Here is a 23,399-nt window from a genome sequence, read left to right on the forward strand (position 1 = left end):
ATGCGTGCTTTTGGCCAACGCTCTATCACTTCTCTCAGGAAAGTGAGAGAGCGCCGGCCGAAAAGGCACATTAAGTGAGAGAGCGTCCCATCATGCGGGAGGGTCTATGGCGGGACGGTGGGCGGACGACGGCGGCGGTGCGGCTTGCCCGGGGGAGCGGCACCGGGGCGGGCCGCCAAGCTGCCGTGCGTGACGCCGTCGTCCGCTTCGACCCTCTCTCACTTAATGCGTGCTTTTGGCCAACGCTCTATCACTTCTCTCAGGAAAGTGAGAGAGCGCCAGCCGAAAAGGCACATTAAGTGAGAGAGCGTCCCATCGTGCGGGCGGGTTTATGGCGGGTAGGCGGGCGGACGACGACGGCGGTGCGGCTTGCCCGGGGGAGCGGCACCTGGGGCGGGGCAACACGCTGCCCGGAGTAACGCCGTCGTCCGTCTTGCGGGGGAGCCCAGGCGGTGATATGGGGATGGGCGGAAAACGTGCTAAGATTTTGAGTTTGTATGGCGCCTTTCGCGCGCCGTCATCAAACCTCGTAAACAAGCGTGCCAAGGCATAGTGCCTCCTTGCGCCCGGGATTAACCCGGACCGGATGGAAGCAACTGCTGTTGGCACGGGCGTTTAGGCCTGGTCTGGCAAAATCCAGGCAGGTCAAGAGACACCCCGATCAACCGTTCCGCAAGGCTCATTCCGTAGGAAGATTTTCGGTCTGAGAACCGGCGCGACGCAAGGAGTAAATAGTGATTCAGCAGGAGTCGCGACTCAAGGTCGCCGACAACACGGGTGCTAAGGAAATCCTTACCATTCGCGTTCTCGGTGGATCCGGACGTCGCTACGCAGGCATCGGTGACGTCATTGTCGCCACCGTCAAGGACGCAATCCCGGGCGGCAACGTAAAGAAGGGCGATGTTGTCAAGGCAGTCATCGTCCGTACCAAGAAGGAACGCCGCCGTGCGGATGGTTCCTACATCAAGTTTGACGAGAACGCAGCTGTGATCCTGAAGGGCGACGGTGACCCCCGCGGTACCCGTATCTTCGGACCGGTTGGTCGTGAACTGCGTGACAAGAAGTTCATGAAGATCGTTTCTCTGGCTCCGGAGGTGCTCTAGTCCATGGCTGCAAAGATCAAGAAGGGTGACCTCGTTCAGGTCATCACTGGCGCCAAGGCTGAGCGCGGCGGCGACCGCGGCAAGCAGGGCAAGGTCCTGCGCGTGTTCACCGACACCAACCGTGTGCTGGTCGAGGGCATCAACCGCGTAACCAAGCACACCAAGGTCGGTCAGTCGCAGCGCGGCACCAAGACCGGTGGCATCGAGGTTGTTGAAGCCCCGATCCACATCTCCAACGTGGCACTGGTTGACCCGTCCACCAAGAAGCCCACCCGCGTTGGCTTCCGCACTGAAACCGTTGAGCGCAACGGCAAGCAGCGCGAAGTCCGCATCCGCGTGGCCAAGAGCTCAGGGAAGGACATCTAATGACTGAGACTCTCGAGACTCCGGCAACGAAGATCGTTCCTCGTCTGAAGACCAAGTACGCCGAATCCATCAAGAGCACGCTCATTGAGGAATTCAAGTACGAAAACGTCAACCAGGTTCCCCGCCTCGTGAAGGTCGTTGTGAACATGGGTGTTGGAGATGCCGCCAAGGACTCCAAGCTGATCGACGGCGCTGTCCGCGACCTCACCCAGATCACCGGCCAGAAGCCGCAGGTAACCAAGGCCCGCAAGTCGATCGCACAGTTCAAGCTGCGCGAAGGCATGCCCATCGGTGCACACGCTACCCTGCGTGGCGACCGCATGTGGGAATTCCTGGACCGCCTGGTCACGCTCGCACTGCCCCGTATCAGGGACTTCCGCGGCCTGTCCGGCAAGCAGTTCGACGGCAACGGCAACTACACCTTCGGTCTGACCGAGCAGGTTATGTTCCACGAAATCGACCAGGACAAGATCGACCGCACCCGCGGTATGGATATCACGGTTGTTACCACTGCAAAGACCGATGACGAAGGCCGCGCGCTGCTCAAGGCGCTTGGTTTCCCGTTCAAGGCCGAAGACTAATCTAACTACGTAAAAGGTCCGGCGGTACGGCTCCCATTTGTGGAAGCGGCACCGCGGAAACCGTTATGAGGAAGGGCAAGAGCCCACAATGACAATGACAGATCCTGTCGCAGACATGCTTACGCGTCTGCGCAATGCAAACTCGGCATACCACGACACCGTGTCCATGCCGTACAGCAAGCTCAAGGCACGCGTTGCCGACATCCTGAAGGCAGAAGGCTTCATCGCCAGCTGGAAGGAAGAGGACGCTGAGGTCGGCAAGAAGCTGACCATCGAGCTCAAGTTCGGACCGAACCGCGAGCGTTCCATCGCTGGCGTTCGCCGTATCTCCAAGCCGGGCCTGCGTGTTTACGCAAAGTCCACCAACCTGCCGCACGTGCTCGGTGGCCTGGGTGTCGCAATCCTGTCCACCTCTTCCGGCCTCCTGACTGACAAGCAGGCCGGCAAGAAGGGCGTGGGCGGCGAAGTCCTCGCGTACGTCTGGTAACGGGAAAGGAAGAGAATAATGTCACGTATTGGACGTCTCCCCATCACCGTTCCTGCCGGCGTTGAGGTCAAGGTTGACGGCTCTGTCGTCAGCGTCAAGGGATCCAAGGGCGAGCTGAACCACACTGTGGCCAGCCCGATCGAGGTCACCCTGGATGCAGACACCCTGACTGTCGCCCGCCCGAACGACGAGCGCGCCTCCCGCTCTCTCCACGGCCTGACCCGCACCCTGATCTCCAACATGATCGAGGGCGTAACCAAGGGCTACGAGAAGAAGCTTGAAATCGTCGGTACCGGTTACCGCGTTCAGGCCAAGGGATCTGACCTTGAGTTCGCTCTCGGCTTCAGCCACCCGGTCAATGTCTCCGCACCGGAGGGCATCACCTTTGCAGTTGAGACCCCGACCAAGCTCTCTGTTTCAGGTATCAACAAGCAGCAGGTCGGCGAAGTTGCTGCCAACATTCGCAAGCTGCGGAAGCCGGACCCCTATAAGGGCAAGGGCATCCGTTACGCCGGCGAAGTCATCCGCCGCAAGGTCGGAAAGGCTGGTAAGTAACCATGGCCATCTCAATTAACAAGAAGCGTACGAACAAGAGCAAGTCTGCTTCGCGCAGCCGCCGCCAGCTTCGTATCCGTAAGCGCATCTCCGGTACAGCTGTACGTCCTCGCCTGGTCGTCAACCGTTCCGCACGCCACGTATTTGTCCAGGTTGTCGATGACAGCATTGGCCAGACCGTAGCGAGCGCCTCCACTCTGGAAGCCGACCTTCGTGCATTCGACGGCGACAAGACTGCCAAGGCCAAGCGCGTTGGCGAACTCGTCGCAGAGCGTGCCAAGGCTGCCGGTATCGAAGCTGTTGTCTTCGACCGCGGTGGTAACAAGTACCACGGCCGGATCGCCGCCGTCGCTGACGGTGCACGTGAAGGTGGGCTGTCACTGTGACGGAAGCAAACAAGGAAAAGGACACTGTGTCTGCAGATCAGAAGGCTACCGAAACCGTAGCTGCCGCTGAGACCACTGCTCCCGCAGCTGCCGACGACCGCCGTGGCGGCGCTCGTCGCGGCGAGCGTGGCGACCGTGGCCAGGGCCGCGGCGACCGTGGTGGCCGTGGTGGCCGCGACGGCGGCCGTGAAGCCGAGAAGAGCCAGTTCGTAGAGCGCGTTGTCACCATCAACCGCGTCTCCAAGGTGGTCAAGGGTGGTCGTCGCTTCAGCTTCACCGCCCTGGTCGTCGTCGGTGACGGCAACGGTATGGTCGGCGTTGGCTACGGCAAGGCTAAGGAAGTTCCTGCCGCAATCGCGAAGGGCGTAGAAGAGGCCAAGAAGTCCTTCTTCCGCGTTCCCCGCGTTGGCAACACCATCCCGCACCGCGTTCAGGGTGAGGCCGCTGCAGGCGTTGTTATGCTGCGTCCGGCTTCCGCCGGTACCGGTGTTATCGCCGGTGGCCCGGTCCGTGCAGTACTGGAGTGCGTGGGCATCCACGACATCCTCTCCAAGTCGCTCGGTTCCTCCAACGCCATCAACATCGTTCACGCGACCGTTGATGCCCTCAAGCGCCTCGAAGAGCCGGCAGCAGTGGCAGCACGCCGCGGCCTGCCCCTCGACGAGATCGCTCCGGCGGCACTGGTGAAGGCCCTCCTGGCTCCGAAGGCAGGTGCATAGTCATGGCTAAGAACCTGGTCCCCTCCGACGCACAGTTGGAGATCACTCAGATCAAGTCCGCCATTGGCGGCAAGCAGAACCAGCGCGACACCTTGCGGTCCCTCGGCCTGAAGCGGATCGGACACACCGTTGTCCGCACTGCCGACGCCGTGACCGTTGGAATGCTCAACACGGTTCCGCACCTGGTTCAGGTAGAGGAGGCGAAGTAACAATGGCAGAGAACACTCCTGCAAAGGCTCAGGACGCCGCTGCTGAGAAGCAGAACGCACTGAAGGTTCACCACCTGCGTCCCGCCCCGGGTGCAAAGACCGCCAAGACCCGTGTTGGTCGTGGTGAAGCATCCAAGGGTAAGACCGCTGGTCGCGGTACCAAGGGTACTGCAGCCCGCTACCAGGTAAAGGCTGGCTTTGCCGGCGGCCAGCTGCCGCTGCACATGCGCCTGCCCAAGCTGCGCGGCTTCAAGAACCCGTTCCGCGTTGAGTTCCAGGTTGTGAACCTGGACAAGCTCAACGAGCTGTTCCCGGAAGGTGGCTCTGTCACCGTCGAGAACCTGGTCGAAAAGGGTGCCGTTCGCAAGAACCAGCCCGTCAAGGTGCTGGGCACCGGCGACATCACCGTCAAGGTAGACGTCACCGCCCACGCATTCTCGGCCAGCGCTGCTGAAAAGATCGCTGCAGCAGGCGGAAGCACCACCGCTCTCTAGAGCCGGTGGGTGAAAGCCCGTTGTTGAACTCCCGGTACCGGGGCCCAGGGCCCCGGTACCGGGAGTTTTTCACATCCGTCGGGCGTGTTTTTCCCGCCACCTGGCGCACGTGGACTTCCACGGATTGTTCGCATGGCGCATCCAACCGTTAGACTCGGTTGTTGGGATTCTTAGATCCCCATCACACACTCTTATCCACATCACCAGGAGGACGCTTGCTTAGCGCATTTGGCCGGGCCTTTCGCACGCCTGATCTGCGACGCAAGTTGTTGTTCACGCTGGGAATCATCACCATCTTCCGCTTGGGTGCTTTCATTCCCTCGCCCGGTGTGAACTACCAGAATGTCCAGCAATGCTTGCAGAACGGTCAGACCGCAGGCGGCCTGTACCAGCTCGTTAACCTGTTCAGCGGCGGCGCGTTGCTCCAGGTGTCCATCTTCGCGCTGGGCATCATGCCGTACATCACGGCGAGCATCATCGTCCAGCTGCTCCGGGTGGTTATTCCCCGGTTCCAGGAACTGTACGAAGAGGGCGCGTCCGGTCAGTCCAAGCTGACCCAGTACACCCGGTACCTCACCATCGCCCTGGGCCTGCTCAACGCCACCACACTGGTGTCCCTGGCGCGGTCCGGCCAGCTGCTTCCCGGCTGTAACCTGCCGATCATCCCTGATGACAGCGTGATCACCACCATCCTGATCATCATCACCCTGACAGCCGGCACCGGCCTGATCATGTGGATGGGCGAGCTCGTCACCGAGAAGGGTGTGGGCAACGGTATGTCCCTGCTCATCTTCACCTCGATCGCAGCCCAGTTCCCCACCTCGCTGGGCGCCATCTGGACCTCGCAGGGCCCGGGAACCTTCTTCATCGTTCTGGCCGTAGGCCTGCTGACGGTGGCACTGGTGGTCTTCGTTGAGCAGTCGCAGCGCCGGATCCCGGTGCAGTATGCCAAACGGATGATCGGCCGCCGCACCGTGGGAGGTACCAGCACGTACATCCCGATCAAGGTCAACATGGCCGGCGTTATCCCCGTTATCTTTGCTTCCTCCATGCTTTACCTGCCTGGACTGATTTCCCAGTTCAACCAGCCGAAGCCGGGCGAGCAGCTCCAGCCGTGGGTCGAATGGATCAACAACAACCTGACCCGCGGCGACCACCCGATCTACATGGCGATCTATTTCGTCCTGATCGTGTTCTTTACCTACTTCTACGTCGCGATCACCTTCAACCCTGAAGAGGTCTCGGACAACATGAAGAAGTACGGCGGCTTCATTCCAGGTATCCGCGCCGGTAAACCGACCGCTGACTACCTGCAGTACGTGCTCTCCCGGATTACGCTGCCCGGTGCCCTCTACCTGGGCTTCGTGGCACTGATTCCGCTGGTGGCACTGGTACTGATCAACGCAAACCAGAACTTCCCGTTCGGTGGCACCTCGATCCTGATCATGGTGGGCGTTGGCCTGGAGACCGTCAAGCAGATTGATGCGCAGCTACAACAACGTCACTACGAAGGGCTTTTGCGATGACGAGAATGCTGATTATTGGACCTCCCGGTTCCGGAAAAGGAACGCAGGCGGAGCGGATTTCAGAGCGCCTTGGCGTTGTGGCCATCTCCACCGGCGATATCTTCCGTGCAAACGTGAAGGGCGAAACACCGCTTGGCATCGAAGCCAAGAAGTACATGGACAACGGGGACTTCGTTCCGGACAGCGTCACCAACAAGATGGTGCGTGACCGCCTGAGCGAGTCCGACGTCGAAAGCGGCTTCCTGCTGGACGGTTACCCGCGCACCACGGCGCAGGTTGACTACCTCGACGAGATCCTCGCCAAGGGCGACGAGAAGCTCGACGTCGTCCTGCAGCTGACGGCCGATGACGAGGAACTGGTCCACCGGCTCCTGGGCCGGGCCAAGGAAACGGGCCGGAGCGACGACAACGAAGCCGTCATCCGCCACCGCCTTGACCTGTACCACGAGCAGACCGAAGCAGTGGTGGCCAAGTATGCCGAGCGCGGCATCCTCACCCAGGTAGACGGCATTGGGCCGATCGACGAAGTGACGGACCGCGTCATGCAGGCCATTAAGACCGCACAGGCGGCCTGATCCAGGCAAGTTTTTCCGAGGCTCCTCCCGGTACACGGGAGGGGCCTCAGCCATTTGAAAGGAAGCACCATGGCCTTTGGCCAGCCCCGCATCGAATACAAAACCAACGCCCAGATGCGCACCATGCACGAGGCGGGCCTGGTCCTGAGCCGTGCCCTGGATGCCGCTGTTGCAGCCGCCGTCCCTGGCGTCACCACCAAGCACCTGGACGACGTGTTCGCCGCTGTCCTCAACGAGGCCGGCGCCAAGTCCAACTTCCTCGGCTACCACGGGTTCCCGGCCACCATCTGCACCTCCGTCAACGAGGAAGTAGTCCACGGCATCCCCGGCAGCCGGGTCCTGAACGACGGCGACATCATCTCAATCGACGGCGGCGCCATCGTGAACGGCTGGCACTCCGACTCGGCGCGGACAGTCATCGTGGGCACCGCAGACCCCGAGGACCAGCGGCTTTCCGACGTGACCCACGCGGCCCTGTGGCGGGGGATCGCCGCGCTGGCCACCGGTAAGCATGTGGGCGATATCGGTGCCGCCATCGACGACTACGTATCCTCCGTGCCCGGCAAGCCGCTGGGCATCCTCGAGGACTACGTAGGCCACGGCATTGGCTCCGAAATGCACATGGCGCCGGACGTCCTGAACTACCGCACCAGCCACCGCGGCCCCAAGATCCGGCCGGGCCTCTGCCTGGCGATCGAGCCCATGCTGGTCCGCGGCGGCATCGACACCGCCGTGCTGGAGGACGACTGGACCGTCATCACCACCGACGGCGCCCGCTCCTGCCAGTGGGAGCATTCCGTCGCAGTCCACGAAAAGGGCATCTGGGTGCTATCCGCGCCCGACGGCGGTGCGGAGCACCTGGTGCCCCTCGGCGTCACCCCGGTGCCGATCCCGTAGGTTCCGCTCTCCCAGCCCAACCAGGTAGCGCCAAGTGTCGTTTTGACCCTTCAAAACGACACTTGGCGCTACTCAGTTGGGGGAGGGGGAACAATGGGTGCCATGGGAGCAATCACCGACGTGCCCGGGATCCGGGTTGGCCACGTACAGAAGACCGACGACGGCTGGCTGAGCGGGGTAACCGTGATCCTGCCGCCGCCGGGCACCATCGGGTCAGTTGACGTCCAGGGCGGCGGACCGGCCACCCACGAAACGGACGCGCTCGACCCCACCACCCTGGTCAGCGCTGTTCACGCCGTGGTCCTCACCGGCGGCAGCGCCTACGGCCTGGCTTCGGCAGCCGGCGCCCAGCGCTGGTGCGAGGAGAACGGCCGCGGGTTCCCCGTCCCCGGGGGAGTGGTGCCCATCGTCCCGGCGGCGGCGATCTTCGACCTGGGCCGCGGCGGCGACTTTTCGGCCCGCCCGACGCCGGACATGGGCTACGCGGCAACCGCCGCCGCTGCCGCCGAGAAGGACGGGCACGACATCGGACGCGGCAACGTGGGCGCCGGCACCGGAGCAGTCATCGCCCGGACGTACAAAGGCGGGGTCGGCACCTCATCGGTCACGCTCGATAACGGCGTTGTGGTGGGCGCGATCGCTGTCGTCAATGCTCTTGGTTTCCCGGTGGTTGACGGCGGGCGGGCTCCGCAGCCCTCCGCGCGCTCGGTCGTTCCGCCCCACGAGCCCCCTAACCTCGCAAGCTCGGCCAGGGAACCCGGCTCGCGTGGGCCCACCTTAGACGCGCCGTTGAATACGACCTTGGTCGTCGTCGCAACCAATGCCGTTCTCGACGTGGCCGAGTGCAAGCGGACTGCTTCGGCTTCGCATGCCGGGATTGCGCGGGCTTTGAATCCTTCGCATACTCTTGGCGATGGGGACACGGTCTTCTGCTTGTCCACCCAAGCTGTAGCACTTGACCGCAGCGACGAAGTTGCCCGGCAGATCAGCCTTATCACGCTGCAGAGTGCGGCAGCCGACGTCGTCCGTTTGGCCATCCTCGACGGCGTGGCCAGCGCCCGGGCCGTGAGCACTCCGGCGGGGGATTATGGTGTGTACGGCACCGGGTAGGTTACTATGGCCGATTTAACTTTTACGGCGATACAGAGTAGTGTTGTTTGTTGGTTGTCTGGACTGCCACGCCCTTTTGGGGCCTGAAGCTGACAATCGATCCAACAAAAACGTTCGTGGTCATGCCCGGTGCAATCCGGCGGGACTGCGGCAACAACAGTTAGCGGAGGGTATGGCCAAGAAGGACGGGGTCATTGAGATCGAAGGCGTTGTGACTGAGGCGCTGCCTAACGCGATGTTTCGCGTTGAGCTCACCAACAAGCACATCGTACTGGCACACATCTCTGGAAAGATGCGTCAGCACTACATCAGGATTCTCCCTGAGGACCGCGTAGTGGTGGAGCTGAGCCCGTACGACCTCACCCGTGGTCGTATCGTCTACCGCTACAAGTAAATTGCTGGGCGGCCTCAGTGTGAACTGAACGCCGCTCCAGTTGACCAACTGTTACACGCAAAGGAATGCCATGAAGGTCAAGCCGAGCGTCAAGCAGATCTGCGAAAAGTGCAAAGTGATCCGCCGTAATGGCCGGGTCATGGTGATCTGCGAGAACCCGCGCCACAAGCAGCGCCAGGGCTAAATTCCCTTCATCGGGAATTCCTGGGTTGCTAACCCACGCAAGTAAATAAAGGCAGCACAAGCTGATCTGGGACGTATGGAGCCCGGACAGCTAACCCCCGGTCGGAGGCTGGGGCCGCATGGAACATGCGGGTGTACTGCCTACGACCTCCGGTTTATCAAGGAGTACTGCCACTATGGCTCGTCTCGCTGGCGTAGACATTCCCCGCGAAAAGCGGCTGGAAATTGCGCTTACTTACATCTACGGCGTGGGCAAGACCCGTGCACACGAAACCCTGGCTGCCACGGGCATCAGCGCTGACGTTCGCGTCAAGGACCTGACTGATGCCCAGCTGGTTGAGCTGCGTGACTACATTGAAGGCAACTACAAGGTTGAGGGTGACCTTCGCCGCGAAGTAGCAGCAGATATCCGCCGCAAGGTTGAAATCGGCAGCTACGAAGGCCTGCGCCACCGCAAGGGCCTGCCCGTACGCGGACAGCGTACGAAGACGAACGCACGTACCCGCAAGGGCCCGAAGCGCACCGTCGCCGGCAAGAAGAAGGCCCGTTAAAATCCCGCACGGGATTTACGGACTTCCCCCCAATAACTTTCTGTAGGAGAAATAATGCCCCCGAAGACTCGTGGCGCGGTTCGCAAGCCGCGTAAGAAGGACAAGAAGAATATCGCGCTTGGCCAGGCGCACATCAAGAGCACGTTTAACAACACCATCGTTTCCATCACGGATCCGAGCGGCGCTGTTATCTCTTGGGCTTCCTCAGGTGAGGTTGGCTTCAAGGGCTCGCGTAAGTCCACCCCGTTCGCTGCCCAGATGGCTGCCGAGGCTGCTGCAAAGCGCGCCCAGGAGCACGGCATGCGCAAGGTTGACGTTTTCGTGAAGGGCCCGGGCTCGGGACGCGAAACCGCGATCCGTTCGCTGCAGGCTGCCGGCCTCGAGGTTGGCTCCATCCAGGACGTCACCCCCGCCGCCCACAACGGCTGCCGTCCGCCGAAGCGCCGCCGCGTCTAAGGCTTCCAGCGCCGCTTGAGCTTGCCCGGACCATCGATGGCCCGGGCAAGCCCAGCGCGTTAAGTCTTCAGACCGAATTTCCACCACCTGTGTTGCGTCATATAGCGGATGCTCGCCGAAAGGAAACCTAAGTGCTCATTGCACAGCGCCCCACCCTCTCCGAAGAGGTAGTCTCCGAAAACCGTTCGCGTTTCATCATTGAACCGCTGGAACCGGGCTTCGGCTACACCCTCGGAAACTCCCTCCGCCGTACCCTGCTCTCCTCCATCCCCGGTGCTGCCGTAACCAGCATCCGGATCGATGGCGTGCTGCACGAGTTCACCACGGTTCCGGGTGTCAAGGAAGATGTCACTGAGATCATCCTGAACATCAAGAGCCTGTCGGTCTCCTCCGAGCACGATGAGCCGGTTGTTGCTTACCTGCGCAAGCAGGGCCCCGGAGTCGTCACCGCAGCGGACATCGCTCCGCCGGCCGGCGTCGAATTCCACAACCCGGATCTGCACATCGCCACGCTGAACTCGAAGGGCAAGTTCGAACTCGAACTGACCATCGAGCGCGGCCGCGGCTACGTTTCGGCAGCTCAGAACAAGTCCGGCGACGCAGAGATCGGCCGTATCCCGGTCGACTCCATCTACTCGCCGGTGCTGAAGGTTACTTTCCGCGTGGAAGCAACCCGTGTTGAGCAGCGCACCGACTTCGACAAGCTGATTGTCGACGTCGAGACCAAGCAGGCCATCGCCCCGCGCGATGCTGTTGCTTCCGCAGGCACCACCCTGGTGGAGCTCTTCGGTCTGGCACGTGAGCTGAACACCGCAGCTGAAGGTATCGAGATCGGCCCGTCGCCCACCGACGCTGCCCTGGCAGCCGACATGGCACTGCCGATCGAGGATCTGGACCTCACCGTCCGTTCCTACAACTGCCTCAAGCGTGAGGGCATCCACACCGTGGGTGAACTCGTTGCCCGCTCCGAGGCTGACCTGATGGACATCCGCAACTTCGGTGCAAAGTCCATTGACGAGGTCAAGGCAAAGCTGGTTGAACTGGGCCTGTCCCTCAAGGACTCGCCTCCCGGTTTTGACCTCGCAGCACGCGCCGCAGCAATCGAAGAGGACGACGCCGCCTTCGGCGACGACGAACTCTAAACCAGACCTTGGCCGGCGGGCAGGCACCATGGTGTGCAGGGCCCACGGCTTCCATTTGAGGAGAAACAATTATGCCTACCCCCACTAAGGGTCCGCGCCTCGGAGGCGGCCCGGCTCACGAGCGCCTCATGCTCGCGAACCTGGCAGCATCCCTGTTCGAGCACAAGCGGATCACCACCACGGTGACCAAGGCCAAGCGCCTGAAGCCGTACGCAGAGCGCCTGGTGACTTTCGCCAAGCGTGGCGACCTCGCTTCCCGCCGCCGGGTCCTCGGCCTGATCAGCAACAAGGGCGTCGTCCACGAGCTGTTCACCGACATTGCCCAGGCAGTGGAGAATCGCGACGGCGGCTACACCCGCATCACCAAGATCGGCAACCGCAAGGGCGACAACGCTCCCATGGCTGTCATCGAACTGGTTCTCGAGCCGGTTTCCGCCAAGCAGGCTGTTGTAGCTGAGGCTACCGTGGCTGCCAAGCGCGATGCAGAGAAGGCTGCTCCGGCCGCCGAGGGAGCTCCCGAGGCTGAGGTCGCCGAGGCTCCCGCTGCTGATGAAGCTACGGAGGCTCCCGCCGCTGAAGAAGCTGCGACCGAAGAGGCTGCTACCGAAGAGGCTCCGGCCGCTGAGGAAGCTGAAGCTCCGGCAGCCGAAGAGAAGGACGCGAAGTAATTCGCTGATTTTCTTCGCATAGACTTGAGTCTATGAACGACCAAAAACCCGCGGCCCCCGTATTGGGGGGCGGCGGGTTTTTGCGTGTCCGGCTGGATTTGTCGTACGACGGCGGCCCCTTCAGCGGGTGGGCCCTGCAGCCGGGCCTGCGGACCGTCCAGGGCGCCCTTGAAGAGGCCCTGCAGCTTCTGATCCGGCGCCCCATCCGAGTGACGGTCGCCGGACGCACCGACGCCGGCGTGCACGCCCGGGGCCAGGTGGTCCACCTGGACCTCACGGAAGCCGAGTGGCAGGGACTGCCGCGAGGGCACGAACTGGATCCCGCCGTCGCCATGCTCCGAAGGATCCGCGGCGCCCTCAGCCGCATCCTCGGCGACCTGACCGGGGCAGTGGAGGTGCACCGCATCTCGCTGGCGCCGGAAGGTTTTGACGCCCGGTTCTCGGCGCTCTGGCGCCGCTACAGCTACCGCATCGCGGACGGGCCTGCGCTCTGGGATCCGCTGGGCCGGTACTCCACGCTGTGGCATAAAAACCGGTTGGACGTGTCGCTGCTGAACGAGGGCGCGTCGAAGCTGTTGGGGCTGCAGAACTTCCTGTCCTTCTGCAAGCCGCGGGAGGGCGCCACCACCATCCGTGAGCTGCAGCGTTTTGAGTTCGCGCGCGGGGAAGACGGCGTCATTGTGGCCACCGTCCAGGCCGACGCCTTCTGCCACAACATGGTGCGCGCCCTGATCGGCTCCGCCCTGTACGTGGGCGAGGGCGTGGAGGAGCCGGGCTGGTTGCATGAGCGGCTGTTGGCGCAGAAACGCGATGCCAAGTCCGTGCTGGCCGCCCCGCACCCGCTGGTGCTCGAGGAAGTGGCCTACCCGTCCGACGACGAGCTCCTGGCCCGCGCCGAGCTCACCCGGGCGCTGCGGGAGTACTAGTCCCCTGGATTTCGGCAAGCTCAATCACCGGTGGTTGAGCTTGTCGAAGCCTAGAAGGACGGCGGCGGACCCTCGGCCGGCAGGGTCAGGGTGAAGGTGCTGCCTTGTCCCTCGCCGCTGACGCAGGAGATCTGCCCGCCGTGGCGTTCCACAATCATCTTGGTGATCGACAGGCCGAGCCCGGCGCCGCTGATGGCCGCGTCCCGGGCGGAATCGGTCCGGAAGAAGCGCTTGAAGACCCTCTCCCTGTCCTCGCTGCTGATGCCCATGCCAGTGTCGCTGACGCTGAGCTGCACCCACTCCCTGGTGCTGCGGGCGCTGATGCTGACGTTGCCGCCGCCGGGGGAGTACTTGATGGCGTTTGATACCAGGTTGTCCAGGGCCTGGCCGATCCGGAGCGGGTCCGCGTACGCCCAGAGTGGCGAGGGAACATCCGCTGAAAGGTTGATGTTGGCCAGCTCGGCCTGGGCCTGGGCAGAGCCGATGGTGGTTTCCACGAGGCTCGCCAGGTCCGTCCGCTTCGGGTGGACATTGAGCGCCGCCGACGCCGACGCCGACAGGTCAGCCACCAGGGCCAGCAGCCGCTCGGCATTCCGCTGGACCACCAGGAGGCGGCGGGCCACCTGCGGCGGCAAGGCTGCGTCGTCTTCGAGCACCAGGTCAACGTTGCCGATGATGGAGTTCAGCGGCGTCTTGAACTCGTGGGTCACGTTGGAGACCAGCTCATGGTTGGCCGCCAGCGACTCCACCCAGCCGGTCACGTCGGTGTAGACAACGACGGCGCCGGTAAGCTGGCCGTCCTCATTCACCAGTGGGCGGGCGGCCGTGGACACTGCACGCTGGTCAGCTCCCTCGCCGGCCCACACCAGGTAGTCGGCGAAGGATTCACCGGCGATGGCACGGCTGATGGGCCGCTTTTCCGGAGGCAGCAGGGTCCTCCGGTCCGGTCCGAAAATCAGCTGGTGGCCCTGCCCGGGAACGGCGTCGTCGGCGCGGGTGGCCTGGCGGAAGTTCCGCTGCCGGCTGTTGGACACCAGGAAGTGGCCGGACCGGTCCACGGCGGCGATTCCGACGTCGGTGGCGTCCAGGACTGTCTCGAGCAGCTTTTCGCGCTCCCTGCTCGCCCGCAGCAGTTCGCGCAGTTCCCTGTCCTTCTCCGCCAGCTCACGCTGCTGCAGGCGGACGTGCGCACTCGCGAACCTGATGGCCAGGGACACCGCGAGCGTCATGAGGGGAAAGAGGAACGTACTGGTGATGTCCGAGGCGGTCAGGTTTGGGAACCGTCCGGCGAGGGTGGGGACCATGATGAACATGGGACCAAAAAAGCTCAGGACCAGGCTGCTGCGGGTGAGCATCCCCGAGGCGGAAAGCCAGATCACCGGGAATACAGCCAGGACGGCCAACCCTGGGAGCAGCGGGGCGGCGCCGTTCCGGAGCAGCCCGATGGAGACGAAGTCCAGGACGGGAATCAGCAGGTAGGGGCGGTGCGCCAGCCGCTCCCACGGGACCAGGAGGCAGCCGAGGAACAGTCCGCCGGACAGGATGATGCCGGCCAGATATAGCGGGCTGTGCAGCAAGGTGGGCCACGCAAAGGGCGTGGCTACAGCGAGGGCAGCAACGATCAGGGTCAGGGGCAGCTGGCACAGGGCCACTTGCGAACGTGGCCCAAGCCGCTGGAAAATCCTGGCTGACCGGCGGGGAAAGAGGCGGTCAGCCATTAACTATGCCTGGGCCATGCCGGACGATAATAGGACTTTCGGGCGCAGGTGCATACAAATTCCTGTAAGGCACCTTGGCACACATCCTCTCTGACTCGTAATCCACATGTTCTGTCATAATAATTGACTTTTCAAATGCCATGTTGAAACAGGTGTCATCAGCCTCGGTTACTTGTAGCGTATAAAGGGTTGGAGCGGGAATGGCATTGGCGCTGGGCCAATGGGGGGCCATCACCGCCTGGCGCAGGGATATCAATGGACGATCTTGGTGTGGCTGTAGTTATCGAAGACGACGCCGATGTGCGGAACCTCCTCGAGGGAGTGTTGAGCCAGGCGGGCTTTGAGGTGCATACAGCAGTTGACGGGCGGGCCGGTGTGGAAGTGGTCCGCAATAAGCAGGCCAACGTGGTGACGCTGGACATCGGGCTGCCGGACATCGACGGCCTCGAGGTGCTGCGGCGGATCCGCAACTTCAGCAACGCCTACATAGTGATGCTCACTGGCCGCACTGAGGAGCCGGACCTGTTGTCCGCCCTCAATGCCGGCGCCGATGACTACATTGCCAAGCCGTTCCGGCCGCGGGAGCTGCGGGCCCGCGTATCGGCAATGATGCGCAGGCCCCGGCATGAGATCACCGGGGAAAAGCCCGCGTTGGCGGGGTGGGGAGCCGCGCCCGCAGCGGCAGCCCGTCCCGATGACGCGGCAGTGCTGCACCATAATGGCCTGGAGCTGAACCACCGCACGCGCACCGTGGAAATCAAGGGGGAACCGCTTGGCCTCACCCGCAGCGAGTTCGACCTGCTGCACGTGCTCCTGCGCGGCGGCGGGGCAGTCTGCACGCGCCAAGACCTGGTGCGGGCAGTCCGCGGCGACTTCTACGAGGAAGATACCTACATCAGCGAGGCCGACGAGCGGGCTGTTGAAGTCCACATCGGCAACTTGCGGCGAAAGCTGAAAGAAGACCCCGTTGCACCCCGCTGGCTGCAGACTGTCCGCGGCGTGGGGTACCGACTGGCCCCCAGCAGGCAGGACGCGGCGCAGGGCTGACTTGGTGCCGTTCAGCCGTTCTTGAGAATGTACGTGGATTGGAGCTCGGACACTGTTTGGACCCCGTCCTGGGCAACCCGCGCCATCAGGACCTGTCCCTGGCCGAAGTCACCCTGCCGGATGAGCGTCTCCAGCAGCTCCGCAAGTTTTGCCAGCCGCACTCCGCCCACCATGGCTGAGCTGATCTTCAGGCTGATGGCGGCGTCCAGGGCGGATTCACTGTCCTGGCTGTGGACCGCGGCGGCCAGCCGGGCGCAGCGCTGGTCCCACATGGCCGCATAGTCGCGGGCGAACCTCTGGGCGAGCCCGGAGCCGGCCAGTTCGTCTTCGAGCTCCTCAAGCACGGCGGCGTCAACGAGCGGCAAGCGCCCGGCCGCTTCCTGTGAGAGCACGGAACCGGTTAGTGCTGTGATCCCGGGCCGCGGTGGCTCCGCAGCTGTGCTCCTGTCGCTGGAGCCGGGATCTGGACTTTGCATTCTTCAAGGCTACTTCCTGCAATTCGATGGTTGTCCTATTTCGGGTGATCCTGTGTAAACCTTGAGGGATCCTTGGGCCTGGTTCTGGGGCCCCTATTGTCCGCTGAATGTCGCGATGGTATTGATGACGGCCGGTCCGAGAATTGCGATGAACAGCACCGGGAAAATGAAGAACAACAGCGGGAACAGGATCATCACCGGAAGTTTCATGGCCTTTTCCTCGGCGCGCTGGCGCCGCTTTACCCGCATCACTTTCGCCTGCACCCGCAGCACCCTGCTGATCGCGATGCCGTATGTGTCCGCCTGCACCACTGCCTGCACAAAGCTGCGCAGCTCCGGTATGTTGGTCCGCTCGGCCAGGGCGAGGTAGGACTCGCGGCGGCTGCGGCCCACCTGCATGTCCTGCAGCGTCCGTACCAGTTCCTCGGCCAGGGGTCCTTTGCCGTTGTCGCCGGCGCGGGCCATGGCACCCTCAAAGCCCAGCCCTGCCTCAACAGAGATCAGCATTTGGTCCAGGGTGTTGGCCAGTTCCAGCTGGATGACCTTCTGGCGCTCCAGCCCCTTGCTGTAGAGCAGCAGGTCCGGGATGAAGTAGCCCAGGAACAGCAGGAACAGCCCCGCCAGCTTCATCAGGGGCGTGCTGCCCACCGAGCTCAGGTAGATACCGGCGGCAACGCCCGCCGCCCCGATGCCGAGCTTGGACCCCAGCACTTTGCCCAGTGGCATGGACACTGGCCTGCCGGCCAGGGCCAACAAGCGGTCAAGGAACGCGACATAGGCAGGAGGGGTGAGCCGGCGGCCGATGCCTTCGAGCAGGCCCGGTTTGGCGGCGGGAGCGGCGGCCAGCGGTGCGGCCCCGCGGGACAGCAGATCGCTGACCGCCATGCGGCCCTGCCTGTCCACCGTGAGGGCGGACCAGGCGAGGCCGGCCACGGGGACGCAGACCAGCAGGACGGAGAGGAGAACTACCAGGTTCATGGCGTCCTCAAAACTTCAGGTCGATGATCTTGCGCATCCAGAGTGCGCCGATGGTCATGAGGACAAACGATGCACCGATCATCACCCAGCCCAGGGGATGGGTGAACATGGAGTTCATGTAGTTCGGGCTGACAGCCAGCAGCATGGCCACGATGCCGAAGGGCATGGCAATGAGGATGTAGGCAGAGAACTTGCCCTCAGCCGCCAAAGCCTTGATGTGTCCCTTGATTTCAGCGCGCTCGCGGATGGTTTCGTTTACCTGGTCCAGGACGTCCGCCAGGTTGCCGCCCACCTCGCGGTTGATCTGGATGGCTTGGGATATCCAGACGAAGTCCTCGTTCTTCATCCGGTCAGCGGTGTCGTTGAGGGCAGCCAGCAGGTCCCGGCCCAGGCTGGTTTCGGTAATCACCCGACGCATCTCTTCCGACGTCGGCTTCTGGGACTCGGCGCCGGCTGCATCGATGGCGCGCAAAATACTGTGGCCCGCGCGGAGGCCGCCCGAGAGGAGCTGGAGGGTGTCGCCGAGCTGGCTGTCGAACGCGGCACGGCGTTTTCCGGCGAGGAATCCCAGGACCAGTTTCCCCACGAAGGGCGAAAGCAGCGCCAGCAGGATTCCCACCAGCGGTCCCACAGTGACCACACCCACCAGCATTCCGACGCAAGCGCCAATCCCCACCAGCAGGAAGAACTCGGCCTGGCTCAGGCGCAGCCCGGCGTTCTCGAGTTCGGCCCGGGAGAAGAGGCGGACGTTCCGCCCCTGCAGGAGCCGTTCGAAGGACCGCACACCGGAGACCGCCAGGCGGGAGATCGACGACGGCGGCTCGGGTTCGAAGGGCCGGCGGCGGTCCAGCGGCACGTCCGGAGTGCTGGGCAGCAGTACGGCCACGCCCAAGAGGGTGACGGCGAGCAGCAGGATAACTGCTCCAACAGCGAGGATCACGGCTGTGCCTATCTTCCGGGTGGTTGGTGTGCGGGGTTTTGGGGGCCGGCGAAGACGCTGGGGGAGACGTGGATGCCCAGGTCCTCGAACCGGTCAATGAAGCGGGGCCGGATACCGGTAGCAACGGGCTTGCCCAGGAAGCGGCCGTGGGCGTCCACTCCGGCCGAGTAGTCGAAGACGAACGCATCCTGGAGGGTCACAATGTCCCCTTCCATGCCCTGGACTTCGGTGACGTGGGTGATGCGGCGGGAGCCGTCACGAAGCCGGGAGATCTGGACGATGAGATTGACGGCGGAGGCGATCTGCTCGCGGATGGCCCGCAGGGGAAGGTCCATGCCGGCCATCAGCACCAGCGTCTCAAGTCGGGCAACGGCGTCGCGGGGCGAGTTGGAGTGGACTGTGGAGAGGGAACCGTCGTGGCCGGTGTTCATAGCCTGGAGCATGTCCAGCGATTCCCCGCCACGGACCTCACCCACCACGATCCGGTCCGGCCGCATACGCAGGGAGTTGCGCAGCAGCTCGCGGATGGTGACTTCACCCTTGCCTTCGGTGTTCGGCGGCCGGCTTTCGAGACGGACCACGTGCTGCTGCTGGATCTGGAGTTCCACGGCGTCCTCGATGGTGACGATGCGTTCGTCGGACGGGAGGAAGGAGGACAGGACATTGAGCAGCGTGGTCTTGCCGGTGCCGGTACCGCCGGACACGATGATGTTGAGCTTGGCCTTGACGCAGGCGTTGAGAAGCTCGGCCATTTCCGGGGTCAGGGTTCCGAAGTCGATCAGGTTGCGGACCGTTAGCGGAGTCTTGCTGAATTTTCGGATGGTCAGCGAGGAGCCGCCGACGGCCAGCGGCGGGATCACGGCGTTCACACGGGAGCCGTCCTCGAGGCGCGCATCCACCAGAGGCGAGGATTCGTCAATGCGGCGGCCCACCTTCGAGACGATGCGCTCGATGACTTTGCGGAGGTGCTCTTCGGAGCTGAACCGGGATTCGGTGAGGGTCAGCTTGCCTTTGCGCTCCACGTAGATCTGATCCATGCGGTTGACCATGATTTCCGTGACGGCGGAATCGTCCAGCAGGCGCTGGAGGGGTCCGTAACCCAGCACGTCGTCCGCGACGTCGCGGACCAGCCGGGTGCGTTCCTCGGGGGAGAGGGGTACCTGCTCGGCGTCGATGATCCGGGTCAGTTCCTCCTTGGCGGTGGCCCGGAGTTCCTGCTCGGTGACGGCCGCGTCGTTGAAGCGCGTTCCCATCCGCTCGAACAGGGCGGTGGCTGCCCTGTCCTTCATGGCTGCGAAGACATCCACCTTCGGTGAGGTGGGCACTGAGGGGGTGCCGGCGTCGTAGGTTGGCGTCAGGGGAGCCTGTTGGGCCGGAGTGTGCCGCACCCCGCCGTCTTGAGAGGGGGGCACGACGGCGGGACGCGGCGGCTCGAGCACGGCAACGTTGCTGCCGCTCGCCTGGGCGCGGTCCTGGACTGCGCTGATCCGTTCGGAGAGCTTCATCAGATGACCACCCTTCGGTGAAGTTTGCGCTGGGCCTGGGCACGCCAGGCCGGGTTGAACCTCTCCACGAGCTGGCGGAGGCTTTTCACGGCCGGGTCCTTTTTGGATTCCTGGAGGACGGGGATGCCGCGGTTGGTGGACAGTGCCACGGCGCGGGACCGGGGAACGCTGACGTCCACGGGCGCGCCGATGGTGGATTCGACGTCGCGGACGTTGAGCCCTGCCTTGGGGTCCGCCATGTTCAGGACAACGTGGCGTGATTCGGGCATGATCTCGAGCTGGCGGAGCACCTCGAGGCCGGAGCGGAGGCCGCGCAGGCTGGGGATGTCCATGGCGCTGACCCACACCACGTCTGTGCACTGCTCCATCGCGGCGAGGCCGATTTCGGGCATGCCGGGGGCGGTGTCCAGGACCACGTACTGGAATTCGTGGGACAGTTGTTCCACCAGGCGGCTGACCTGTTCCGGGGTGATGTGGTCCGCGTCCACCGGGTTCGGCGGTGCGCAGAGGGCGTAAATGCCGGCCGGGTGCACGGTGAGGAAGGCCTTGAGGACCAGGGAGTCCTGGGCTGCTGCCGGCGTGACGGCATCCGTAACGGTGTGCTGGGGGTTGAGGTAGAGGCCGGAGGCGACGTCGCCGAACTGGAGGTCCAGGTCAACGATGACCACGCTCATGGGCGCGATCTGCCCCAGGCCGATGGCGATATTCGTGGCCAGCGTGGTTTTGCCGACGCCGCCTTTGGGGGAGAAGACGCCGATCACCAGGCCCTTGCCGTTGGTTTCCTGGTTGCTTTCGGGGCCGCGGTGGCGGGTGGCGAAGGACTGGCAGGCCCGTTCGAGCAGCACCCGGATTTCTGCGGCGTCCGCCTGCGGGCTGAGGATGTCCCGGATGCCGGCGCGCATGGCATTGAGGAGGTGCCCGGGATCCACGTCGCTGACCAGCACCAGGCTGAGGCCGGGGACCTGGACGTCGAAGACCTTGGCGAAGCGCAGAGCTTCCTCGTAGGGCACGTCCGGTCCGATGATGAGGACTTCGGGCTGTTCCTGGTTGAGGAGGGCGAAGAGTTCATGCGGGCCGGCCGGGAGGATGTCCGAGGCGATGGTTTGGACGGAGCCGCGCAGGCCGTTGGCGACGGCGGCGCGCAGCTTCTGGTCAAAGTCTCCGTTGGGGGAGAGCAGGACGAAGCGGCTCACTTGTACACCACTTCCTTGCGTTCGATCCGGGGGCCGTTGTCCTGGGCGTCCAGGGGTTCCTTGGTGAGCCAGAGGCTGCCGTTGATGGAGGTGAAGATGATCTTGCTGGCGTCAACATCGCTGACTGCGACGGTGAGCATGAGGGAGCCCTCCGGGAGGGTGGTGTCTGCGGGATCCGTTCCGTCCGCCGGCTTTTCCGCGCTCGCGGCCTGCGGAGCACGCTGGACGGCGGTGACCAAGACCTTGCGGAGGGTGAGCTGGGTGGAGGCGTCTCCTGCGGCGGCCTTTACGGCGCCGTTTTCGAAGTTGAGCGAGATACCCACGTGGTCACCCACGTTGATGCGCCCGCCCACGACGCGCTTGGGCTCTACCTCGAACGAGACTTCCTGAAGACCGGCCGGTACCTCGACCGCCCCCTTGGCTTTCACATCCGCCGGCGCGACGAGTCGTTCTGCCAGGAGCTGTTCACCGGGCACGAGGTCCACAGCGCTGACCGTGCCAGCCTTGTTGTCCAGGGTGCTGAGGGCACTGACCGACACTCCTGCTGAGGGGATCTTCTCTACAACCAGGGAGGCGGTCATGTCGTTTACTGGCGTGCCGGCCGGGATAGCGTTCTTTACTACCAAGACGTTCTTGGGTTCCGTGGAGGCCAATGCCCGGGCGTCCGCGCCTTGGGCGTAGAAGACGATGAGGAGGGCTCCTACAATCGCCAAAGCGACCGCGGCCGTTCCGGCGAGCAGGCGAGACTTCACTTTCAACTCCTGGATAAGGGGTGGTTCTAGGTGATCAGAGGGTGAGGCGGGCAATCGAAGCCCCGTAATCCGGGGTGCTGCCAAGTTCAAAACCTTCGGCCAGGGAAACGAACTTCACGAAGTAGCCCCTGATGGCCTTGTTTGCCACAGCCGTCCCGGTTGTCCAGCTGATGGATGCGAAGTGGTATCCGGTGACGTGGAACGCTGCAAAACCTTTGATGTAGTACTTGCCGCTGGACCCGGTTCCCGTAGCTATGTCGTACAAGGGCAGGAGGACGGTCTGGTCGTTCATCTGGGTGAAATCAGCTGCGGCGCACGTTGAGGGGACGCTTGCTCCTGTGTCACTGGCGAACCAGATGCCCGAGTTGGTAGATACGCCCGCTGTGGCGGTTATGGAGCATTTTGCTGAAGTGGTCTGGATCCAGCCGAATCCGCCAGGTATTCCACCGCATCCGTTCACTGACTGCTCCAGCACCTGCTCGGGGCCCTTGACGCCCCCGGCAGGAATGTTCAATTTGCAGTGAGCGATGGCCAACGGCAGGATAATGGGTCCTTTGGACGGAGTTCCCCACACGGCCGACGAACGGGCGCCGACTTCCTTGGTTGGGATGCCGATCGCCTTGGCGAAGAAGAGGGAAACGGAGTTGTCCTTGCCCCCGGCTTCCTTGGCAGTGGTGGTGACGCTGACCTTCCGGGCTGTCTTATCGAGCTCGATGCTGTACACCTTGCTCAGGCCGTCCAGGGCGTTCTGGTTCGCGAGGCTGGTCGCGAGGCTTGACGTCGTAGCGCAATCCGCATCGGCAGCGTTCCGCGCGCATTTCTGTGCGAGGGCGACGGCGGCTGCGTCGGCTCCGTTCTGGAGTTGCGCGCGTTCTGAATAAATGACTCCGACGTCGACGGCGATCGCCACGAAGCCTAGGAGAGTTACCAGAAGGATGGCGACGATGACCGAGACGGCGCCGTGCTCCCGCCCTGCCTTGTCTGTCTTCAGCCGCCGCACAACATGACTCCCTTGCCTGTCATGGGGAAGGGCCCGGCGATGCCGGTGATGGTAGGCAGCGTGTAGCTGATGGTGAAGGTGGTCTGCGGGCTGGCCCCGGCGGGAATCATTGAAGGGCACGCTGTGCCGAACTGTATGTTGGTGTCCTTTAACCCGGGATTCAAAGAAGCTGCAGCGCTCTTCGCAGCCGAACGTGCGGCTGCCTGGTTACCGGAAATGGCCATGACCCGGGCGCCGTCGCGGGCAGCGTTGGTCAGGGTGATTTGTGCGTTGTAGGCGCGCCCGAATTCGATGGTGCCCAGAACAAGCATTAAGAGGAGGGGCAGCAGGATTGCGAATTCGACGGCGGCCGCGCCGCGCTCCGAATCGTGTGACACCTGCTGCACCTCCTCTTCAATGTCTCGTTTTGTCGCCCCCGTTTGAGGCGGTGCGGTTCCGATATGGGGTCCGAAACCGGACTTT

30 protein-coding genes are annotated in these 23,399 nt (G+C 63.4%); 21 read left to right on the forward strand and 9 right to left on the reverse strand.

Features of this window, described 5'->3' with window-relative positions; all coding sequences use genetic code 11:
- Positions 1-734 precede the first annotated feature (734 nt).
- From rplN to QRN11_RS00485, 20 genes are all read left to right on the forward strand, one after another.
- Positions 735-1,103 carry a 50S ribosomal protein L14 gene (gene rplN / locus QRN11_RS00390; RefSeq protein WP_009358299.1) on the forward strand — a complete coding sequence of 123 codons (369 nt, stop codon included), beginning with the start codon at positions 735-737 and terminating at the stop codon, positions 1,101-1,103.
- A 3-nt stretch (positions 1,104-1,106) separates the two neighbouring features.
- Positions 1,107-1,469, forward strand: a complete 363-nt coding sequence (rplX, locus tag QRN11_RS00395) for a 50S ribosomal protein L24 (protein ID WP_013601824.1) — start codon at positions 1,107-1,109, stop codon at positions 1,467-1,469.
- Positions 1,469-2,050 (forward strand): 50S ribosomal protein L5, encoded by a 582-nt coding sequence (gene rplE, locus QRN11_RS00400; RefSeq protein WP_050054317.1) that lies wholly within the window; start codon positions 1,469-1,471, stop codon positions 2,048-2,050. The genes rplX and rplE overlap by 1 nt, the downstream gene beginning before the upstream one ends.
- A gap of 88 nt (positions 2,051-2,138) precedes the next feature.
- Entirely contained in the window at positions 2,139-2,537 is a 399-nt protein-coding gene (rpsH, locus tag QRN11_RS00405) for a 30S ribosomal protein S8 (protein ID WP_090950922.1), read from the forward strand.
- Positions 2,538-2,555: 18 nt separating this feature from the next.
- The gene (gene rplF, locus QRN11_RS00410) at positions 2,556-3,092 is read left to right on the forward strand and encodes a 50S ribosomal protein L6 (RefSeq protein ID WP_050054319.1); all 537 of its coding nucleotides are present in this window, start codon (positions 2,556-2,558) and stop codon (positions 3,090-3,092) included.
- A gap of 2 nt (positions 3,093-3,094) precedes the next feature.
- Positions 3,095-3,478 carry a 50S ribosomal protein L18 gene (rplR, locus tag QRN11_RS00415; protein WP_091415067.1) on the forward strand — a complete coding sequence of 128 codons (384 nt, stop codon included), beginning with the start codon at positions 3,095-3,097 and terminating at the stop codon, positions 3,476-3,478.
- Positions 3,475-4,197 (forward strand): 30S ribosomal protein S5, encoded by a 723-nt coding sequence (rpsE, locus tag QRN11_RS00420; protein WP_091415069.1) that lies wholly within the window; start codon positions 3,475-3,477, stop codon positions 4,195-4,197. Before rplR ends, rpsE begins: the two co-directional genes overlap by 4 nt.
- A gap of 2 nt (positions 4,198-4,199) precedes the next feature.
- Positions 4,200-4,406: a 50S ribosomal protein L30 gene (gene rpmD / locus QRN11_RS00425; protein WP_050054322.1), complete on the forward strand. Its 207-nt coding sequence runs from the start codon at positions 4,200-4,202 to the stop codon at positions 4,404-4,406.
- A gap of 2 nt (positions 4,407-4,408) precedes the next feature.
- The gene (rplO, locus tag QRN11_RS00430; protein ID WP_142057503.1) at positions 4,409-4,900 is read left to right on the forward strand and encodes a 50S ribosomal protein L15; all 492 of its coding nucleotides are present in this window, start codon (positions 4,409-4,411) and stop codon (positions 4,898-4,900) included.
- Between the two features lie 215 nt (positions 4,901-5,115).
- Positions 5,116-6,426, forward strand: coding sequence for a preprotein translocase subunit SecY (gene secY / locus QRN11_RS00435; protein ID WP_091415074.1), 1,311 nt, complete (start codon positions 5,116-5,118; stop codon positions 6,424-6,426).
- Between the two features lie 5 nt (positions 6,427-6,431).
- On the forward strand, positions 6,432-7,001 hold the full coding sequence (locus QRN11_RS00440; RefSeq protein ID WP_181762524.1) for an adenylate kinase: 570 nt from the start codon (positions 6,432-6,434) through the stop codon (positions 6,999-7,001).
- A 69-nt stretch (positions 7,002-7,070) separates the two neighbouring features.
- On the forward strand, positions 7,071-7,898 hold the full coding sequence (gene map / locus QRN11_RS00445; protein WP_142057507.1) for a type I methionyl aminopeptidase: 828 nt from the start codon (positions 7,071-7,073) through the stop codon (positions 7,896-7,898).
- Between the two features lie 102 nt (positions 7,899-8,000).
- Positions 8,001-9,008 carry a P1 family peptidase gene (locus QRN11_RS00450; RefSeq protein ID WP_285249423.1) on the forward strand — a complete coding sequence of 336 codons (1,008 nt, stop codon included), beginning with the start codon at positions 8,001-8,003 and terminating at the stop codon, positions 9,006-9,008.
- Positions 9,009-9,180: 172 nt separating this feature from the next.
- Positions 9,181-9,402: a translation initiation factor IF-1 gene (gene infA / locus QRN11_RS00455; protein WP_009358723.1), complete on the forward strand. Its 222-nt coding sequence runs from the start codon at positions 9,181-9,183 to the stop codon at positions 9,400-9,402.
- Positions 9,403-9,472: 70 nt separating this feature from the next.
- Positions 9,473-9,586, forward strand: a complete 114-nt coding sequence (rpmJ, locus tag QRN11_RS00460; protein ID WP_009358722.1) for a 50S ribosomal protein L36 — start codon at positions 9,473-9,475, stop codon at positions 9,584-9,586.
- A 175-nt stretch (positions 9,587-9,761) separates the two neighbouring features.
- The gene (gene rpsM, locus QRN11_RS00465) at positions 9,762-10,136 is read left to right on the forward strand and encodes a 30S ribosomal protein S13 (RefSeq protein WP_003803743.1); all 375 of its coding nucleotides are present in this window, start codon (positions 9,762-9,764) and stop codon (positions 10,134-10,136) included.
- Positions 10,137-10,190: 54 nt separating this feature from the next.
- Positions 10,191-10,592, forward strand: coding sequence for a 30S ribosomal protein S11 (rpsK, locus tag QRN11_RS00470; RefSeq protein WP_018760435.1), 402 nt, complete (start codon positions 10,191-10,193; stop codon positions 10,590-10,592).
- A gap of 131 nt (positions 10,593-10,723) precedes the next feature.
- On the forward strand, positions 10,724-11,734 hold the full coding sequence (locus QRN11_RS00475) for a DNA-directed RNA polymerase subunit alpha (RefSeq protein WP_013601812.1): 1,011 nt from the start codon (positions 10,724-10,726) through the stop codon (positions 11,732-11,734).
- A gap of 71 nt (positions 11,735-11,805) precedes the next feature.
- Positions 11,806-12,402 (forward strand): 50S ribosomal protein L17, encoded by a 597-nt coding sequence (rplQ, locus tag QRN11_RS00480; protein ID WP_285249424.1) that lies wholly within the window; start codon positions 11,806-11,808, stop codon positions 12,400-12,402.
- 32 nt (positions 12,403-12,434) lie between these two features.
- On the forward strand, positions 12,435-13,328 hold the full coding sequence (locus QRN11_RS00485) for a tRNA pseudouridine synthase A (RefSeq protein WP_285249425.1): 894 nt from the start codon (positions 12,435-12,437) through the stop codon (positions 13,326-13,328).
- 50 nt (positions 13,329-13,378) lie between these two features.
- Here QRN11_RS00485 and QRN11_RS00490 read toward each other — a convergent pair whose 3' ends face one another.
- Positions 13,379-15,046: a sensor histidine kinase gene (locus QRN11_RS00490; protein ID WP_285249426.1), complete on the reverse strand. Its 1,668-nt coding sequence runs from the start codon at positions 15,044-15,046 to the stop codon at positions 13,379-13,381.
- A gap of 255 nt (positions 15,047-15,301) precedes the next feature.
- On the opposite strand from QRN11_RS00490, the gene QRN11_RS00495 reads away from it, so the two are divergent.
- Complete coding sequence (locus QRN11_RS00495) at positions 15,302-16,093, forward strand: response regulator transcription factor (RefSeq protein ID WP_285249427.1); 792 nt, start codon at positions 15,302-15,304, stop codon at positions 16,091-16,093.
- 11 nt (positions 16,094-16,104) lie between these two features.
- Here the strand turns inward: QRN11_RS00495 and QRN11_RS00500 are convergent, their stop codons facing one another.
- The 8 genes from QRN11_RS00500 to QRN11_RS00535 all read right to left on the reverse strand — a co-directional run bounded on the left by QRN11_RS00500 (position 16,105) and on the right by QRN11_RS00535 (position 23,314).
- Positions 16,105-16,569 (reverse strand): Hpt domain-containing protein, encoded by a 465-nt coding sequence (locus tag QRN11_RS00500; RefSeq protein ID WP_285249428.1) that lies wholly within the window; start codon positions 16,567-16,569, stop codon positions 16,105-16,107.
- Between the two features lie 93 nt (positions 16,570-16,662).
- Positions 16,663-17,547: a type II secretion system F family protein gene (locus QRN11_RS00505; protein WP_285249429.1), complete on the reverse strand. Its 885-nt coding sequence runs from the start codon at positions 17,545-17,547 to the stop codon at positions 16,663-16,665.
- Positions 17,548-17,554: 7 nt separating this feature from the next.
- Positions 17,555-18,487, reverse strand: a complete 933-nt coding sequence (locus QRN11_RS00510) for a type II secretion system F family protein (RefSeq protein WP_285249430.1) — start codon at positions 18,485-18,487, stop codon at positions 17,555-17,557.
- A gap of 8 nt (positions 18,488-18,495) precedes the next feature.
- Entirely contained in the window at positions 18,496-19,992 is a 1,497-nt protein-coding gene (locus QRN11_RS00515; RefSeq protein WP_285249431.1) for a TadA family conjugal transfer-associated ATPase, read from the reverse strand.
- Positions 19,992-21,185, reverse strand: a complete 1,194-nt coding sequence (locus QRN11_RS00520; protein WP_285249432.1) for a CpaE/TadZ family protein — start codon at positions 21,183-21,185, stop codon at positions 19,992-19,994. The genes QRN11_RS00515 and QRN11_RS00520 overlap by 1 nt, the downstream gene beginning before the upstream one ends.
- Positions 21,182-21,937: a Flp pilus assembly protein CpaB gene (cpaB, locus tag QRN11_RS00525; protein ID WP_285249433.1), complete on the reverse strand. Its 756-nt coding sequence runs from the start codon at positions 21,935-21,937 to the stop codon at positions 21,182-21,184. Before cpaB ends, QRN11_RS00520 begins: the two co-directional genes overlap by 4 nt.
- A 34-nt stretch (positions 21,938-21,971) precedes the next feature.
- A complete protein-coding gene (locus tag QRN11_RS00530) occupies positions 21,972-22,937 on the reverse strand; it encodes a pilus assembly protein TadG-related protein (protein WP_285249434.1) in 966 nt (321 codons plus the stop codon).
- Positions 22,925-23,314 carry a TadE family protein gene (locus QRN11_RS00535; protein WP_091415979.1) on the reverse strand — a complete coding sequence of 130 codons (390 nt, stop codon included), beginning with the start codon at positions 23,312-23,314 and terminating at the stop codon, positions 22,925-22,927. Before QRN11_RS00535 ends, QRN11_RS00530 begins: the two co-directional genes overlap by 13 nt.
- Positions 23,315-23,399: the final 85 nt, after the last annotated feature.

The sequence above is a fragment of the Pseudarthrobacter sp. fls2-241-R2A-168 genome, from assembly GCF_030209335.1.
In the GTDB taxonomy this organism is placed as follows: domain Bacteria; phylum Actinomycetota; class Actinomycetes; order Actinomycetales; family Micrococcaceae; genus Arthrobacter.

What these genes read in the sequence shown, in the direction of transcription:
- rpmD (WP_050054322.1), top strand. Translation starts at nt 4,200, where the DNA reads ATGGCTAAGAACCTGGTCCCCTCCGACGCACAGTTGGAGATCACTCAG.
- rpmJ (WP_009358722.1), top strand. Translation starts at nt 9,473, where the DNA reads ATGAAGGTCAAGCCGAGCGTCAAGCAGATCTGCGAAAAGTGCAAAGTG.
- QRN11_RS00515 (WP_285249431.1), bottom strand. Translation starts at nt 19,992, where the DNA reads ATGAAGCTCTCCGAACGGATCAGCGCAGTCCAGGACCGCGCCCAGGCG.
- rplF (WP_050054319.1), top strand. Translation starts at nt 2,556, where the DNA reads ATGTCACGTATTGGACGTCTCCCCATCACCGTTCCTGCCGGCGTTGAG.
- map (WP_142057507.1), top strand. Translation starts at nt 7,071, where the DNA reads ATGGCCTTTGGCCAGCCCCGCATCGAATACAAAACCAACGCCCAGATG.
- infA (WP_009358723.1), top strand. Translation starts at nt 9,181, where the DNA reads ATGGCCAAGAAGGACGGGGTCATTGAGATCGAAGGCGTTGTGACTGAG.
- rpsK (WP_018760435.1), top strand. Translation starts at nt 10,191, where the DNA reads ATGCCCCCGAAGACTCGTGGCGCGGTTCGCAAGCCGCGTAAGAAGGAC.
- QRN11_RS00485 (WP_285249425.1), top strand. Translation starts at nt 12,435, where the DNA reads ATGAACGACCAAAAACCCGCGGCCCCCGTATTGGGGGGCGGCGGGTTT.
- QRN11_RS00505 (WP_285249429.1), bottom strand. Translation starts at nt 17,547, where the DNA reads ATGAACCTGGTAGTTCTCCTCTCCGTCCTGCTGGTCTGCGTCCCCGTG.
- rplQ (WP_285249424.1), top strand. Translation starts at nt 11,806, where the DNA reads ATGCCTACCCCCACTAAGGGTCCGCGCCTCGGAGGCGGCCCGGCTCAC.
- rpsH (WP_090950922.1), top strand. Translation starts at nt 2,139, where the DNA reads ATGACAATGACAGATCCTGTCGCAGACATGCTTACGCGTCTGCGCAAT.
- QRN11_RS00450 (WP_285249423.1), top strand. Translation starts at nt 8,001, where the DNA reads ATGGGAGCAATCACCGACGTGCCCGGGATCCGGGTTGGCCACGTACAG.
- rpsM (WP_003803743.1), top strand. Translation starts at nt 9,762, where the DNA reads ATGGCTCGTCTCGCTGGCGTAGACATTCCCCGCGAAAAGCGGCTGGAA.
- rplX (WP_013601824.1), top strand. Translation starts at nt 1,107, where the DNA reads ATGGCTGCAAAGATCAAGAAGGGTGACCTCGTTCAGGTCATCACTGGC.
- rplO (WP_142057503.1), top strand. Translation starts at nt 4,409, where the DNA reads ATGGCAGAGAACACTCCTGCAAAGGCTCAGGACGCCGCTGCTGAGAAG.
- QRN11_RS00495 (WP_285249427.1), top strand. Translation starts at nt 15,302, where the DNA reads ATGGACGATCTTGGTGTGGCTGTAGTTATCGAAGACGACGCCGATGTG.
- QRN11_RS00440 (WP_181762524.1), top strand. Translation starts at nt 6,432, where the DNA reads ATGCTGATTATTGGACCTCCCGGTTCCGGAAAAGGAACGCAGGCGGAG.
- rplR (WP_091415067.1), top strand. Translation starts at nt 3,095, where the DNA reads ATGGCCATCTCAATTAACAAGAAGCGTACGAACAAGAGCAAGTCTGCT.
- QRN11_RS00500 (WP_285249428.1), bottom strand. Translation starts at nt 16,569, where the DNA reads ATGCAAAGTCCAGATCCCGGCTCCAGCGACAGGAGCACAGCTGCGGAG.
- QRN11_RS00490 (WP_285249426.1), bottom strand. Translation starts at nt 15,046, where the DNA reads ATGGCTGACCGCCTCTTTCCCCGCCGGTCAGCCAGGATTTTCCAGCGG.
- rplE (WP_050054317.1), top strand. Translation starts at nt 1,469, where the DNA reads ATGACTGAGACTCTCGAGACTCCGGCAACGAAGATCGTTCCTCGTCTG.